At 38.4% G+C, this 14,668-nt stretch carries 14 protein-coding genes; 8 read left to right on the forward strand and 6 right to left on the reverse strand.

From position 1 onward, the window contains the following. Positions 1 to 4 precede the first annotated feature (4 nt). Together NSR00_RS04095 and NSR00_RS04100 are read left to right on the forward strand one after the other, a co-directional pair. Complete coding sequence (locus NSR00_RS04095) at positions 5 to 784, forward strand: enoyl-CoA hydratase (RefSeq protein ID WP_063389474.1); 780 nt, start codon at positions 5 to 7, stop codon at positions 782 to 784. 14 nt (positions 785 to 798) lie between these two features. After that, complete coding sequence (locus tag NSR00_RS04100) at positions 799 to 2,346, forward strand: acyl-CoA carboxylase subunit beta (protein ID WP_063389473.1); 1,548 nt, start codon at positions 799 to 801, stop codon at positions 2,344 to 2,346. Between the two features lie 887 nt (positions 2,347 to 3,233). Here NSR00_RS04100 and NSR00_RS04105 read toward each other — a convergent pair. Beyond that, positions 3,234 to 3,881: an ATP-binding cassette domain-containing protein gene (locus NSR00_RS04105; protein ID WP_339230678.1), complete on the reverse strand. Its 648-nt coding sequence runs from the start codon at positions 3,879 to 3,881 to the stop codon at positions 3,234 to 3,236. Between the two features lie 39 nt (positions 3,882 to 3,920). Then, positions 3,921 to 4,595 carry a molybdate ABC transporter permease subunit gene (gene modB / locus NSR00_RS04110; RefSeq protein ID WP_063389471.1) on the reverse strand — a complete coding sequence of 225 codons (675 nt, stop codon included), beginning with the start codon at positions 4,593 to 4,595 and terminating at the stop codon, positions 3,921 to 3,923. Between the two features lie 303 nt (positions 4,596 to 4,898). Here modB and NSR00_RS04115 point away from each other — a divergent pair, with 303 nt between their 5' ends. From NSR00_RS04115 to modA, 3 genes are all read left to right on the forward strand, one after another. Continuing rightward, complete coding sequence (locus NSR00_RS04115) at positions 4,899 to 5,846, forward strand: helix-turn-helix transcriptional regulator (RefSeq protein WP_063389470.1); 948 nt, start codon at positions 4,899 to 4,901, stop codon at positions 5,844 to 5,846. A gap of 208 nt (positions 5,847 to 6,054) precedes the next feature. Beyond that, entirely contained in the window at positions 6,055 to 6,534 is a 480-nt protein-coding gene (tsaA, locus tag NSR00_RS04120) for a tRNA (N6-threonylcarbamoyladenosine(37)-N6)-methyltransferase TrmO (RefSeq protein WP_311067307.1), read from the forward strand. Between the two features lie 210 nt (positions 6,535 to 6,744). Beyond that, positions 6,745 to 7,557, forward strand: coding sequence for a molybdate ABC transporter substrate-binding protein (gene modA / locus NSR00_RS04125; RefSeq protein WP_445659550.1), 813 nt, complete (start codon positions 6,745 to 6,747; stop codon positions 7,555 to 7,557). A gap of 824 nt (positions 7,558 to 8,381) precedes the next feature. Here the strand turns inward: modA and NSR00_RS18020 are convergent. The 3 genes from NSR00_RS18020 to NSR00_RS04135 form a co-directional block, all read right to left on the reverse strand. Beyond that, positions 8,382 to 8,876 carry an SDR family NAD(P)-dependent oxidoreductase gene (locus tag NSR00_RS18020; protein ID WP_445659551.1) on the reverse strand — a complete coding sequence of 165 codons (495 nt, stop codon included), beginning with the start codon at positions 8,874 to 8,876 and terminating at the stop codon, positions 8,382 to 8,384. Next, the gene (locus NSR00_RS18025) at positions 8,870 to 9,304 is read right to left on the reverse strand and encodes an SDR family NAD(P)-dependent oxidoreductase (RefSeq protein ID WP_445659552.1); all 435 of its coding nucleotides are present in this window, start codon (positions 9,302 to 9,304) and stop codon (positions 8,870 to 8,872) included. The genes NSR00_RS18020 and NSR00_RS18025 overlap by 7 nt, the downstream gene beginning before the upstream one ends. A 263-nt stretch (positions 9,305 to 9,567) precedes the next feature. Then, positions 9,568 to 10,479 (reverse strand): DUF5655 domain-containing protein, encoded by a 912-nt coding sequence (locus NSR00_RS04135; RefSeq protein WP_063388324.1) that lies wholly within the window; start codon positions 10,477 to 10,479, stop codon positions 9,568 to 9,570. Between the two features lie 671 nt (positions 10,480 to 11,150). On the opposite strand from NSR00_RS04135, the gene NSR00_RS18030 reads away from it, so the two are divergent. The 3 genes from NSR00_RS18030 to arsB all read left to right on the forward strand — a co-directional run bounded on the left by NSR00_RS18030 (position 11,151) and on the right by arsB (position 13,252). After that, positions 11,151 to 11,345 carry a DJ-1/PfpI family protein gene (locus NSR00_RS18030; protein WP_445659553.1) on the forward strand — a complete coding sequence of 65 codons (195 nt, stop codon included), beginning with the start codon at positions 11,151 to 11,153 and terminating at the stop codon, positions 11,343 to 11,345. Between the two features lie 471 nt (positions 11,346 to 11,816). Continuing rightward, the gene (locus NSR00_RS04140) at positions 11,817 to 12,164 is read left to right on the forward strand and encodes an ArsR/SmtB family transcription factor (RefSeq protein WP_340787191.1); all 348 of its coding nucleotides are present in this window, start codon (positions 11,817 to 11,819) and stop codon (positions 12,162 to 12,164) included. 26 nt (positions 12,165 to 12,190) lie between these two features. After that, positions 12,191 to 13,252 (forward strand): ACR3 family arsenite efflux transporter, encoded by a 1,062-nt coding sequence (gene arsB / locus NSR00_RS04145; protein WP_340787193.1) that lies wholly within the window; start codon positions 12,191 to 12,193, stop codon positions 13,250 to 13,252. 111 nt (positions 13,253 to 13,363) lie between these two features. Here the strand turns inward: arsB and NSR00_RS04150 are convergent, their stop codons facing one another. Continuing rightward, on the reverse strand, positions 13,364 to 14,608 hold the full coding sequence (locus tag NSR00_RS04150; protein WP_094244418.1) for an IS110 family transposase: 1,245 nt from the start codon (positions 14,606 to 14,608) through the stop codon (positions 13,364 to 13,366). Between the last annotated feature and the right edge of the window lie 60 nt (positions 14,609 to 14,668).

The following is a 14,668-nucleotide window of genomic DNA, read 5'->3' on the forward strand; positions in this document are numbered from 1 at the left end:
TTAAATGGAATCTTCTATTCTCTATGAGGCGGCGAATGGAGTGGCAGTGCTAACTTTGCATCGCCCGCAAGCAGTCAACGCTTTGTCTACAGCGCTGTTAATGGAGCTGAAGCAAAAGCTTGGGCAATTAAGGTTTGATCGCTCGATCCGTTGTGTGATCGTAACAGGAAGTGGAAAAAAAGCATTTTGTGCTGGTGCTGACTTAAAAGAACGTGCCAGTATGACTGAAACAGAAGTGAGAAAAACCGTTGCGCTGATTCGCGAGACGATCAATGAATTTGAACAGCTTCCAGCACCAACTATTTGCGCGATTAATGGCGTTGCATTTGGCGGAGGCCTCGAATTGGCGTTAGCTTGCGATATCCGTATTGCCTCTGATCATGCTCAGCTTGGATTAACCGAAACGGCGCTTGGGATTATTCCAGGTGCTGGCGGAACTCAGCGTCTCCCGCGTTTAATCGGAAAAGGCAAAGCAAAGGAGCTCATTTTTACGGCTAAACGGCTAACGGCAGCGGAAGCAGCCAGCATCGGAATAGTAGAATATGTTGTGCCGTATGAGCAGTTAATGGAAAAGGCAAACGAACTTGCCGGACAAATAATTCAAAATGCGCCGATTGCTGTTGCCCAAGCTAAAATAGCCATTAATCGAGGTCTGGAAGTCGATTTATATACAGGTTTGAAGCTGGAGCAGATGGCTTATGAGATGACAATTCCAACGAAGGATCGTTTAGAAGGGCTGCAAGCCTTTAAAGAAAAGCGGAAGCCTGTTTATAAAGGAGAGTAAAGGAGGAAGTGCAAGTGATCAACGAGCAAGCAAAAACATTGACCGAGAAATTGGCGGAACAAGTCGAAAAAATTGAACAAGGCGGCGCATTAAAGTACCATCAAAAAAATGCGGAGAAAGGCAAGCTATTCGTACGAGATCGTCTAAAGCTGTTATTTGATGAGGGAATGCAATTTGAGGATGCTTTATTTGCCAATTGTCTTGCTGACGGTCTGCCAGCTGATGGCGTGGTAACAGGGATCGGAAAAATCAACGGGCAAACCGTATGTGTAATGGCCAATGATTCAACGGTAAAGGCGGGATCGTGGGGATCACGAACCGTAGAAAAAATCATTCGTATCCAAGAAACCGCAGAAAAGCTTCGGTGCCCGATGCTTTATTTAGTAGACTCGGCTGGAGCGCGGATTACGGATCAAGTCGAAATGTTTCCTGGTCGCCGCGGGGCAGGGCGCATTTTTTACAATCAAGTAAAGCTTTCTGGAAAAGTGCCGCAAATATGCTTATTATTTGGACCATCGGCGGCCGGCGGTGCTTATATTCCAGCTTTTTGCGATATCGTCATTATGGTCGAAGGAAACGCTTCGATGTATTTAGGATCGCCGCGAATGGCGGAGATGGTGATTGGCGAAAAAGTGACGCTTGAAGAGATGGGTGGAGCGCGAATGCATTGCAGTGTCTCTGGATGTGGAGATGTACTTGTGAAAACAGAAGAAGAAGCCATTCAGTTTGCCCGCAAGTACTTATCTTATTTTCCAGCCAATTTCGCTGAAAAACCGCCGATTGTCGAAGCAAAGCCAGCGAAGAGCTTTGAAAAAACGATTGAGGACATTTTACCCCTGAATCAAAATGCGCCGTTTAATATGTATGACTTGATCGAGCGTTTTATTGATGAAGGCTCTTTTTGCGAAATCAAAAAGCTGTTTGCACCTGAATTGATTACAGGACTTGCTCGCTTGAATGGACAGCCAATCGGTATACTCGCTAACCAGCCGCGCATCAAAGGCGGTGTCCTATTCCATGATTCGGCTGATAAAGCAGCCAAATTTATTACTTTATGTGATGCCTTCCATATTCCGCTTTTATTTTTAGCCGATATTCCAGGATTTATGATCGGCACAAAAGTGGAAAGGGCAGGAATTATCCGCCATGGAGCGAAAATGATTTCAGCGATGTCAGAAGCAACGGTTCCGAAAATTTCTATTATCGTGCGAAAAGCGTATGGGGCAGGTCTTTATGCGATGGCTGGCCCGGCCTTTGAACCGGATTGCTGCTTAGCGTTTCCTAATGCACAAATTGCCGTGATGGGACCAGAAGCAGCGGTTAATGCAGTCTATGCCAATAAAATTGCTGAGCTTCCTAAAGAAGAACAGGCAGCCTTTATTGAACAAAAACGGGAGGAGTATCGCCGCGATATTGATATTTATCGTTTAGCCTCAGAGATGGTGATAGATGGAATTATCGCTCCAAACCAGCTTCGCGAAGAATTGATTCGTCGCTTTGATGCCTATATGTCGAAATATATCGTCTTTTCGGAAAGAAAGCATGGAGTATATCCGGTGTAATAAAAAAGGCTCTTTGTCAAATATTGGGGTTCAGGCTGCCGCGCTTCGCTTGGTGGCCTTTTCTTCTGGAAAGGGGGTACCTCCCTTTCTAAAAGAAAAGGTAGCGCTAGCCTATATGTCCCTCAATTCTTTTATACTTGTGGATTCATAGTATTTTTGAACGAAAACGGGTAAAATTCTTATATCCATAGGCATTTCGCTTTCATACCTCCGTTAAATTGTTGATCACTTGCTTTGTCTTGTCGCATTTGATGAGGGAAGATACGCCTTTCTTCTATACGGACAACCATGTCGCAGGCATGTTGTGATTTTTGGTTCAATCCAGCTTATATAGCTTTGGATCTATTGCTTTTCGAAGAGGGCGTAACCGGTCCGCGCTGCTGAATTTAGAAAGCGAACTAACGCCAGTGACGATATCCAATGGGTCGAGGGCGCTGCAGAATAATTTTTCCCCCTGTGCCAAGCTCTCAACCTGAAAGCCAGTCTTTTCCGGAAACGTCTGAGCTTAATTCTAATGCATCATAAGCCGAGTCCAATGCAACCACTGCCGGCGACAAATGAATGAGACGAGCGCTGTAATTTGTCCCCAGAATTCTTTGTTCAACTGTCCGTCATTGATCCTTTTGCATTAAAAATTAATAGATTTTATCAAAAAGCATCATAAGGGAAAATTTTATAAATTTCACGACCAAAGAATTATGCTGTTTCAAGCGAGAGACGTATCCAGTAAAAATAGAACAATGTGCTAAATGAACAATATAAAAATAAATTTAATTTACTGTTTTTAAGGAAGTAAACACAAAATCTGAAAAAGGGGAATGCTATAAACCCCCTTTTTCCTCATAATTTGCTATAATTGATGTTAGCTTAAAGAGTAAGGCTGTCAATTAACTCTGAATAAGATTCACATTCATTTCACTGTCACAAATTTTTCCTTCGTGTAAATATAAAATTCGATTCCCCAATTTTTTTGCTTCCTCAAGATGATGGGTGACTAATATAATGGGAATGCGCCAAAGCTTATGGATACGTAATAGCTCTTCATGACCTTTTACACGTGTTTGATTATCTAATGCAGAAAAAGGTTCATCTAAAAGCAAGGCAGCCGGCTCGGTTGCAATGGCTCGTGCAATGGCGACCCGTTGTTTTTCGCCGCCTGAAATTTCAGACGGGTATTTATCTCTAAGGTGTTCAATTCGCAGCTCTTTCATTAAATTTTTGACAAAGCTTTCATTTTGCATGCCATAAGCAATGTTTTTCCAAACAGTCATATGGGGAAAAAGCGCATAATCTTGAAATACATAGCCGATGTTTCTTTTTTGAATAGGAACAAATACTTTCTTATTTTCAAATAAAATGGTGTCGTTTAATCGGATGATGCCAGCAGCAGGTTTGCTTATCCCAGCAATACAATTTAAGATTGTCGTTTTTCCGGAGCCGGAGGGGCCAAAAAGGACAACAATCTCATTGGCCACTGAAAATTTTACATCTAATTCAAAATGGGATAGTCTTTTTTGGATTTCAACGATAAGCATAAGAAAAAACTCCTTTAAGTAAGCGACAATTTGAACTTACTATTTTTGTACATGTCTCATCATATTCCTTTTGCTCCACCAATTTAGCCATAAAATAGCGCTAAAGCCGAGGGCAACGATAATGATCACCCAAAATTTTGCCGCTTCCAAATTACCTGACTCCACCGCAAAATAAATGGCTAGAGGAATAGTGTCGGTTACATTCGGAATATAGCCGGCGAGCATGAGAGTGGCACCAAACTCTCCTAACGCTCGTGCAAAGGATAAAACTAAGCCAGCTAACAGTCCTGGCCATGCCAGTGGAAAAGATATCGTCCAAAACACTCTCCATTTCGATGCCCCCATTGTATATGCAGCATTTTCAATATTTGGGTCATACTGCCGAAACGCTGCAGATGCACTTTGATACATTAAAGGAAAAGACACGACGACTGCTGCGATCACAACAGCATACCAGGTGAAAACAATTTGGAAATCAAACCAATCAAGCAGTAATCGACCAATAAAACCGTTTTTACCAAATATATATAATAAACCAAAGCCTACAACTGTAGGCGGAAGCACGAGTGGCAGCAAAATAATCGCTTCTATAATACTTTTCCCTCGAAAGGAGTTACGACTAATCAATCGTGCCAACACAACCCCAGTAACAAATACGATAAACGTGGCGATTGTTGCCGTTTTTAAAGAGAGTATAAGTGGCGAGTAATTCATATTTGTCGTTCACCTTTTCATAAAGTTTCATCATTTTTCGTTATAAATGGTTATAATTATTTTGAACTTTGGAGTAAAGGAAATGGTAAAACAAGAAGTTGAGTCATTTCCATTGAAAAAGAGCGAAACAAAACATGATATAATCAAGATTAGATATAAACTACATAGCCATCTTCTTGTTAAGAAAATAATTAATTTTATTTATATTTAAATATAAATCATTGATACAGAAGTTATCAATATAATATATCAAATTACATTTAATTACTTATAACGAATTTTTTTATGAAGGAGCAAGTAGGTATGGAAAAAAATCTTTCTTATACAACCGAGGAAGTGGCAAACATATTAAAGGTTTCAAAATTAACCGTATATGATTTAGTGAAAAAAGGGTTATTACCTGCTTATCGTGTCGGACGACAAATGCGAATTGATCCTTCCGATCTAGAAGAGTATATAAAAAAGTCAAAAGAAGAACTGCAGCCAAGCTCCGTACAGTCATCAAAAAAAGAAACATCGATTGAAACTCAAGGGTATTTGCAGCCTAGACAATTAATTATAAGCGGCCAGGATATGAGCTTAGATATTTTGGCGAACTACTTAGAAAAATCCTCGAAAAGGTTTCGGCCACTTCGTTCTTATGTTGGAAGCTTAGAAAGCCTAATTTCAATGTATCAAGGATATTCAGACATTGTCAGTACACACTTAATCGAAGGAATTTCAGGTGAATATAATGTTCCGTATATCAATAAGATACTAGTGAATTTTCAGTATATCGTGATTCATTTACTAACAAGGAAGGCAGGCTTTTACGTCAAAAAGGGAAACCCGTTGAATATTAAGCATTGGGAAGATTTAAGAAGAAAAAATATAAAAATTGTGAACCGGGAAAAAGGTGCGGGTGCTCGTGTTTTACTAGATGAATGTTTGAGAAAGTATCGCATACCTGTTTCTGAAATTAACGGCTATGACAATGAGGTAACCAATCACGTAAGTGTCGCAAGTGCTGTCGCTAAAGGGGATGCAGATGTCGGGGTAGGGATTGAAAGAGGGGCTAACCTAGTTAAAGATGTCGATTTCATTCCGTTAGTTAATGAAAAGTACGATTTGGTTATTTTAAAGAACGATGAGAATAGAGAGTTAATTAGTCAAGTCCTGCAAATTTTAAGATCGGTTCACTTTCAAAACGATTTAAAAGCACTAGGAGGCTATGATTTGTCACAAACCGGACAAGTCGTTTATGAAAGCTGAAATGGATCCAGCTAAAAGCCAGGGGTTCTCTTAAAAACCTCTGGCTTTGTTTTATCACTTTTTGGCACTGGAATATCTGGTTTTCTTGATTCGTGAGCACTGGAAATGAAAAACCAAAAAGAGAAACATAAGTATATCTTTTTCTATTATATTTATTTATAATTAAATATAATTAATTATAAATAAAAGAAAATAGGATGTTGTAAAGATGAACATTCATTTTAAAGCGATAGGAAAAATTCTAACCCCTTTTAACACCTTGGAAGGAATGCCGATTCAATCGGCGGCGGCGAAAAATGTAGAAGGAACAATAGAGCTTAACCCATTGTATGTAGAAGGGATGAAAGATCTGGACGGCTTTTCACATCTTATTCTTATTTATTATTTTCATAAGATTCATGAATATTCATTGCAGGTAGTTCCTTTCTTAGATGATCAACCCCATGGTATTTTTGCAACAAGATTCCCGAAAAGACCGAACCCAATCGGCTTTTCAGTCGTTCGATTGAAAAGTATTGAGGGGAATCATATCCATGTCTTAGATGTCGATGTATTGAACGAAACACCTCTACTCGATATAAAGCCTTACGTTCCGATGTTTGATGCAATAGAAACATCTAAGATTGGATGGTTTGAAAAAAGAATCGAAAACGTAGATAAAGTAAAAGCTGATAAAAGCATTTATTGAAAAGGCGTTATTGGCAAGGCCGATTAAAAAAGCACCTTATGGTTTTTTTCATTGCACTGAACAAATGTGTTTTTTCTATCCGTGAACGGAGACACTTTACTATTCTATATAATTATATTTTATATAAATTAATTATATAATATACAAAATAGTTATAAGAAATTATAATAAGTTTTATATTAGATTAAAAGTAGAAGGGGGAGAGAAAGCATGAAGCATTCTATTCGCATGATCATGATCATGTTTTTGTGTGCTTCAATCTTTTTTATTTTTGGTTGTACAAACGAGGGAGAAAAACAGGAATCAAAGAAGACAGAGGATAAACAGACAGTACAATTAACCATCTCAGCAGCCGCAAGCTTACAAGATGCCTTAACGGAAATTCAGAAAAAGTATGAAAAAGAACATGAAAATATAAAAATTACATTTAACTTTGGAAGTTCTGGTGCATTGCAACAGCAAATCGAACAAGGAGCGCCGGTAGACCTATTTTTCTCGGCTGCTGAAAATAAGTTTCGTCCACTCGTAGACAAAGGATTGATTAACAAAGAAGAGAGTAAAAACTTGCTAGGAAATGAAATCGTTTTAATCGTTCCGAAAGATAAAGCAGACACAGTAAAAGGATTTCAGTCTTTGGCAGACAGCGGTATTAAGCAATTTGCATTAGGAAATCCTGAAACTACTCCAGCAGGTCAATACGGGCAGCAAACTTTGACCAAGCTAAATCTTTGGCCAAAAGTAAAAGAGAAAGTCGTATACACAAAGGATGTGCGCCAAGTATTATCATATGTAGAAGCAAATACAGTGGACGCAGGAATTGTATTCAAAACTGATGCTCAAATATCTGATAAGATAAAAATTGTCGACATCGCAGACGCAAATATGCATGATCCTATTATTTATCCAGTTGGCATCATTAAGGACACAAAGCATAAAAAAGAGGCTCACGATTTCTATCAGTACCTACAGACAGAAGATTCGTTTCAAATTTTTGAAAAATTCGGATTTAAGATTTTGAAATAAGCGATATGACGAAAGAATATTTGAGCCCTTCATGCCCGCCATTAGTAGATTCTTAAAAAAAAGCTTATTACGAAAGGTAGTTCAACTTACGAGAGTTTTGATCCTTGGAAATTGCCTCAGAGCATTTATTATGTTTATTTGTACAATACAGATGGACAAAAGATTGGCAATTAGGACCTTGAATTGGATTAGTCGTCATCGTCTAAATCTCCGTTAAAGTTGAATTACCATCATTTTTTTTAATGCGACAAATATTTTTAAGACAACTATCAGCTATTATATTTCATTAGTAGCGATAGTGTGGAAAAATCGCCTTGTTTCATTTAAATGTCATATGGTGACATTAGTCATTAGGGCGAATTTTTTTTATGAATTATAAAATCTGAAATGATTATTGTGTAAATTCCGTTCAACTCAACTTGCGAATCCGTAGTTTTGCTTTTTTATATTCATAATTGCAATATGAATACAATTACAGATAAAAGCACCACAAAAATTCCAATGGAAAAGATTGATGGAACCACAACGAATAAATGAGTAACAGCAGCAATGAGCTGACCAGGAACATATTTTTTGTATAGCAAAATTTTTTATGACAAGACCTAGAAAGATAAGCGACCAGTAAAACCATGCTGGAATATTTGAAACGATATTGGCACTCACAAGATAGTTAACCAAAAGGTTAGCATTGCCGCAAGCAATACTTCATTTTAAACAAGAAATATCAATTGTAAATTTCTAGATAATTTAAATACCTTAAAAACAAAAATAGAGTGGAAAACGTACTTCTAGATTTTTTGGAAGAAAATCCTAGTATCCGGATTCTATCTGTCCCACAGCCGCTTCATCACCATCCGCTCCCACCACTTCCACGGCAATATATTTTTCAAGACAATTCCTAATTTCACACCTTTGCCAACCGGATACCGCAATTTCGGATAAGGAGACTTTGCCACGTGTACAATCTGTTGGATCACTTCATGCGGAGAGGGTGCCGTGTCAGCAACATGGTTGACATATTTCAAAATTTTCTCCATCTCTTTAACATAAGGAGAATCCGGATTGACCGATACCGCATCCAGCCCTTTTGACCAGATTTCCGTTTTATAGGATCCCGGTTCAATTAAAACGACATGAACACCGTACGGCAGCATCTCTAAACGTAAAGACTCGCTGAATCCTTCCACCGCAAACTTTGATGCCACATAAGGTCCCATAGAAGGGAATCCGATTCGTCCGCTAATACTGCTTATATTCACAACCTTGCCGCTTCTGCGTGCCCTCATCGACGGCAAAACAGCTTTTGTTACTGCTACCAAACCGAAAAAATTCGTTTCAAATTGCCTCTGCCATTCTTCAACAGCAAGCTCCTCCGTAAACTTATTACTAACGATTTTAATATATTCGCGCGAGCACATTCTTCAACAGCAAGCTCCTCCGTAAACCCTCCCGCTGCATACCCCGCGTTGTTTACCAACAGATCAATTTGGCCGTAATCTTCAATCACATTCTGAATTACAGTTTCCGTTGCTGAAAAATCGGTTACATCTAGTTGGATAATCTCAATCCGGTCTGTTACACCTGCTTCTTTGGCTGCCGCTTCCAGTCGTCCTCTCTTATCCAAATCTCTCATTGAAGCCAGCACGCGGTAGCCTTCGCGGGCAAGCGCTACACTTGTTAGCAATCCAAAGCCGCTTGAAGCTCCTGTAACAAACGCAACAGGTTGTTTCTTTAAAGTTTGATTCACAAGATTCCCTCCAGCTATTCATATTCTAACACTGGCTTTTTGTCAAATATATGTAGAGCATCATCACTGCTTTCGTTCGCAAATTCCTTCAAAAATCTGCTCCACCTATATGTTTTAACAATTCCTGTCTCTTCTTAATAAACACTTTTTATTGGAATTGTATCATGAAAATAATGAGATAAAATAAATCCTGCCTTCTTTACAGATTGGTTAAAAATATTTAATTATTAAAAATCGCCAAGTATAATAATTACCGGCGATTTCTAACTTCTATCATAGCTCATATGAATAAGTCGCTTTGCCTTTTCAAAATCTTCATCATTATAAATACTGACTTCTAAATCCCCTGTTCCGATATGACCGATATTTCGTACATCACGGCTAAATCCTGGCTCGAGTTCAATTTCATCTGGATTCACTTTTAAAAATAAGACGATTTTTTCTGTCTGAGGATGCACTTCTAAGCAGACAAAATTTTTAATGCGCTTAAAGGCTATGTAGTATTTTAATACAGCCATTTGTACATCATCGCCTAGTGCCATAATATATGCTTTTATTGCTTCAAACCGGTCTTTTAATTCTGTACTGGATTGTTCCAGATATTCGGAGACTGTCTTATATCCGGGCTTCGATGAGTTAATATGGTTTTCAACTTCCAGTAATGGTTGTGCAGTTGTTGCATTTACTAAATCGAGCAAAAGAAATCCATCTTTATAAAACTTATACTGGTACAACTCAATGTTCCGATTAATTTGTTGAACAGCATGTTCGTCATATTTTGTGAATCCACCCGCAATACATAATAAGCGCGGATTCGTCCAATCAATTGCGTCAGCCAAGTTATTGCCGTATTTGCGCATTACCATAAGAGTGAATTCTGCTTTATGATCCAACAGCCAGTCCAGATAATATAATCCTTGGTTAATGACATTTTCATTGACAGCTCGTTTATATTCGATAATAACTGGAGAGTTATTTTCATCAATACCTAATGTATCGATTCTGCCGCCATGTGTCTTGCCAGTAGAATATTCTGATGCTAAAAACCGTACACCTAAAAATGTTTCAAGATTACGCTCAATAAGGGTTTGCAGCGATTTTTCAATTGTCAGAGATGTGCCTTCCAATTCACTTACATGTTCTCCATTTATACGAAATAATTTAATATCACCCATGAAACTACTCCTTCTTTTATTGTGCATCTAAAACTACGATTACAATAAATGAATAATGATAGTATACAATAAGCGTTGATATTTATGAGACATATTAGTCAATCTATGTAAAGAATACGGAAGAACGTAACAAAAGACCCCAATTCAATTTTAATAATGTTCCACTCGTTCGGAAATATGTTTGCAAAATTATTTTGGCTCTTGGAAATACTAGAGAAACCAATCAATACATTCATTACAAAGACTGCTTGATTATTAACTCATGAAATGTTTATTACCCTTTGCAAGAAAGGAAATCATGTTGCAAATTGCAACACCAAAGAAGAAAAAAGTAAAACTGTTAATCCTTTTACTCAAATGTCGTTATTAAACTATGAAAAAATTGGGGAATTTTAACGTTTTATTTTTCCTCATAATCAATTGTATTTATATCCATTACCAGTATAATGTATAAAATGTAGTCAAGAGGTGATATCAGTAAATCAAATCATCAAAATAGTTCTGCGAGATCGAAAGCATGTTGAAGCATATGTACGTACGGAACAAAAGATGGTCGAGGACAATCGATATGAAAGTGCAGATTTTTGCAATTCAAGCCGTGTAAACTAAGTTGTCCAGGGCGGGACATTATTTGCTATCAGATCCAGTTTCAAAAATCAACAGCTGCTTGAATGGATTTTAAATTTTTACAAGTCTGGCGGCAGGTCGCATCGGTATGTTCAGGTGCACTATTGTTGGCAGAAGCAGGTCTATTATCCGGCAAAAAGGCAACTACACATTCATTTGCGATTGAATACATGAAATCTAATTATATGGACATTGAAGTAGTTCAAATGTCCGATTTTTGGATGAAGGCAATATTCTAACTTCTGCTGGAGTGTCAGCTGGAATCGATATGTCTTTATACATTGTAGCAAAATTACTGGGAGAAACAGTAGGACGTACAACAGCAGCTACAGAAGAATATCCATACTGGTCTGAAAATATTGGGGGAGCTGGTCGGAAGTTTTAGTAAAGTTGAGCATCACTTGACTGTAACTTGATTTTCATGCAGGCGAAACAGCGAAAATTTCTGTTTCGCGTAAAGTTATTTGCACTGATTTTAAAAATTTCTTTCATACTTTCGGGTCAATTATAAAGATTATGTTAAAAATCGTATTTTCCGTTGATTTATATAAGTATATTGTTATATGTTTATTGAAGATAAGGAAATGATAATACTCAACAGTATTCATGTCGTGGATATGAAAAGACATTTTTTAGTGTGCGATGAACCATAAAGTAGATTGATATATAAGTAAATATTTATATAACTATATGTATAGGGGGTGTTCCAAATGCAAAAAGCAGTAGTTGAAATAGAAAAAGCCTCACACGTTTTAAAGCTACTCGGTGATAAAACACGTTTAACGATCATGGCAATTTTAAAACAACGTGAGTGTTGTGTATGTGAGCTTCTTGAAGTGTTTGACATGAGTCAGCCGGCGATTAGTCAGCATCTTCGCAAGTTAAAAGATGCAGGATTAGTAAAAGAGGATAAGAGGGGACAGTGGATTTATTATTCCCTCAATCTAGAAAATGAGTTATATGATTTCATTCAAGAAATTCTGCAGCACATTCCAGATCAAACAGAGAATATTCGTAAGATTGAGGAAACCAACCCTACGCTCCGTTGCGGTTGTTAATCTACTAATTAAATGGGGAGGAAAAAATGAGTAATACGGGGAAAAAACGGCTATCGTTTTTGGATCGATACTTAACGCTTTGGATTTTCCTTGCTATGGTAGCAGGAATTGGCTTAGGATTCGTCTTTCCGGGTTTTATCGACGTAATGAACAGTTTGCAGGTAGGAACGACATCGATTCCAATTGCCATTGGTTTAATTTTCATGATGTATCCTCCGTTAGCAAAAGTTCGCTACGAGGAGATGGGACGCGTCTTTAAAAATGTGAAAGTATTAGTGTTATCGCTCGTACAAAACTGGATTATTGGACCGATTCTTATGTTTTTGTTGGCGATCGTATTCTTGCCGGATAAACCGGAATACATGGTCGGACTCATCCTAATCGGTCTGGCACGTTGTATTGCGATGGTGATTGTCTGGAATGATTTAGCGAATGGAGATAGAGAGTACGCAGCTGGATTGGTGGCGTTTAACTCTGTATTCCAAGTGTTATTTTACTCTGTTTATGCGTATGTGTTTGTGACAATCATTCCAGAATGGTTAGGACTAGAAGGTGCTGTCGTTCATATTACAATGATGGAAGTCGCCAAGTCGGTGTTCATTTACTTAGGAATTCCGTTTCTTGGCGGAATGGTGACGCGCTTTTTGTTGGTAAAAGCAAAGGGCCGACAATGGTATGAAAAAGTATTCATTCCAAAAATCAGCCCGATTACATTGATTTCTTTATTGTTTACGATTATCGTCATGTTCTCTTTAAAAGGAGACGCTATCGTAAATTTGCCGTTGGATGTAGTGAGAGTCGCCATTCCATTGTTCATTTACTTTGTATTGATGTTTTTCGTTTCCTTCTTCATGGGGAAGAAATTTGGAGCGAGTTACCCTGTCACCACCACACTCGCCTTTACAGCCGGCAGTAATAACTTTGAGTTAGCGATTGCCGTAGCTGTTGGCGTGTTTGGGATCCATTCTGGTGCAGCATTTGCAGCTGTTATTGGACCACTGGTGGAAGTGCCTGTCATGATTGCATTGGTCAACGTAGCATTATGGTTTCAACGAAAATACTTTAAAACCGAATCAGTATCATACTAACAACAGAGGTGCAAAGTCTGAAATATCTCTTACGGGCGACCACTGAAATAGAGGGCATAGTAAAATAAGCCATCGATCGATGACCTTGATGGAAATATTTGGATATAAAGGTTAGGTTGCAACAGTAATTATACGAAACCCTTGGGATTTAGCTAATAAAAGAGCTTGTTCTACCGTGATTTCACGGTTTACTGGAAGAACATCAGCTTTTTTATATAAATTCGGATTATATGGTTCTTTCTTTTTGAGAATGTTGTAGATAGCTGTTAAAAGCATACGTGCAATGGCAATAATTGCTCGTTTGTGACCCCTGCGCTTTTTGAGTTTCAAATAGCGGTTTCGAATTTCGGGATGTTTTTCACTTTTGACTACAGCGGTGGCACACTGTACCAAAAGAGGCTTGATGTAGCAGCCTGCTCTCGAAATTCTTACTGACTTTTTCTTGCCGGCACTCTCGTTATTTGTGGGTGTAAGTCCTGCCCAGGAACATAAATGCTTAGCTGTCGGAAACACGTCCATATTGACACCTATTTCTGAAACCACGGCAATGGCGGAAAAGATGTTCTTAAAGGACGGAACAGTTAAGATCAAGTTCATTTCCTCTGTGTAGGACGCGGCAAGGGAAAGAATGATTTTTTCAAGGTCAGCTTTACGAGATTGAAGGTCTTCATAGTGCTGTTTCATCACCTTTAATTTTTCAGCCTGCTCCGGTGTAATAAATCCGTCAATGGCTAACTCCAATTCAGGCAGTTTACTCTTCATGGAGCCGTGGATTAAAGGTTCAATATCAAAAGAAGTGTCTAAAGGGTTCTTAAGGAGCTTTTCAATGATGTTCATAGAGCTTTTGCCGAAGGTATCTGAAACAACATTTCCAAGCTGGATGTTAGACACGGTTAAACTGTTTTGAAGACGGTTCTTCTCACTTGACATAAAATTAGTCAGTTTAAAACGATAGCGCATAAGGTCACGCAGCTGTCTAATCTCAAGTGGTGGCATAAAGCTTCCAGCCACAAGGTCATGCTTAAATAAATCAGCAATCCATTTGGCGTCTTTTTTATCTGTTTTCTTGCCACGGATCGCCTTGACGTACTTAGGGTGTGCAAGAGTGATGTTGCAGGAAGCTTCAAGTACATTAAACACAGGAATCCAGTATTTCCCGGTAGATTCCATACAGACATCCTTACAGTTATTTTCACAAAGCCATTGTGACAGCTCATTCAATCCTTTTGTATAGGTAGAAAAGCGATGGCGTTTGTAAGTTGTAACTCCTTTGATTGTTGAGGCAATACAGGCAACAACAAAGGTTTTGTGGACATCGATTCCACAACAGATAGGGTATACAATTTTTAAGGCCATAGGGAATGATCCTTTCAGAGAATTATAGGGATAGACAGCATTGACTGATTGCCCAGCAAT

It is taken from the genome of Aeribacillus sp. FSL K6-8394, from assembly GCF_038008865.1.
Taxonomy (GTDB): Bacteria; Bacillota; Bacilli; order Bacillales; family Aeribacillaceae; genus Aeribacillus; species Aeribacillus composti.

Coding starts and splice junctions, on each gene's coding strand:
- NSR00_RS18030 (WP_445659553.1), top strand. CDS start 11,151: ATGGATTTTAAATTTTTACAAGTCTGGCGGCAGGTCGCATCGGTATGT.
- arsB (WP_340787193.1), top strand. CDS start 12,191: ATGAGTAATACGGGGAAAAAACGGCTATCGTTTTTGGATCGATACTTA.
- NSR00_RS04135 (WP_063388324.1), bottom strand. CDS start 10,479: ATGGGTGATATTAAATTATTTCGTATAAATGGAGAACATGTAAGTGAA.
- tsaA (WP_311067307.1), top strand. CDS start 6,055: ATGAACATTCATTTTAAAGCGATAGGAAAAATTCTAACCCCTTTTAAC.
- NSR00_RS04140 (WP_340787191.1), top strand. CDS start 11,817: ATGCAAAAAGCAGTAGTTGAAATAGAAAAAGCCTCACACGTTTTAAAG.
- NSR00_RS04095 (WP_063389474.1), top strand. CDS start 5: ATGGAATCTTCTATTCTCTATGAGGCGGCGAATGGAGTGGCAGTGCTA.
- NSR00_RS04150 (WP_094244418.1), bottom strand. CDS start 14,608: ATGGCCTTAAAAATTGTATACCCTATCTGTTGTGGAATCGATGTCCAC.
- modB (WP_063389471.1), bottom strand. CDS start 4,595: ATGAATTACTCGCCACTTATACTCTCTTTAAAAACGGCAACAATCGCC.
- NSR00_RS04115 (WP_063389470.1), top strand. CDS start 4,899: ATGGAAAAAAATCTTTCTTATACAACCGAGGAAGTGGCAAACATATTA.
- NSR00_RS04105 (WP_339230678.1), bottom strand. CDS start 3,881: ATGCTTATCGTTGAAATCCAAAAAAGACTATCCCATTTTGAATTAGAT.
- modA (WP_445659550.1), top strand. CDS start 6,745: ATGAAGCATTCTATTCGCATGATCATGATCATGTTTTTGTGTGCTTCA.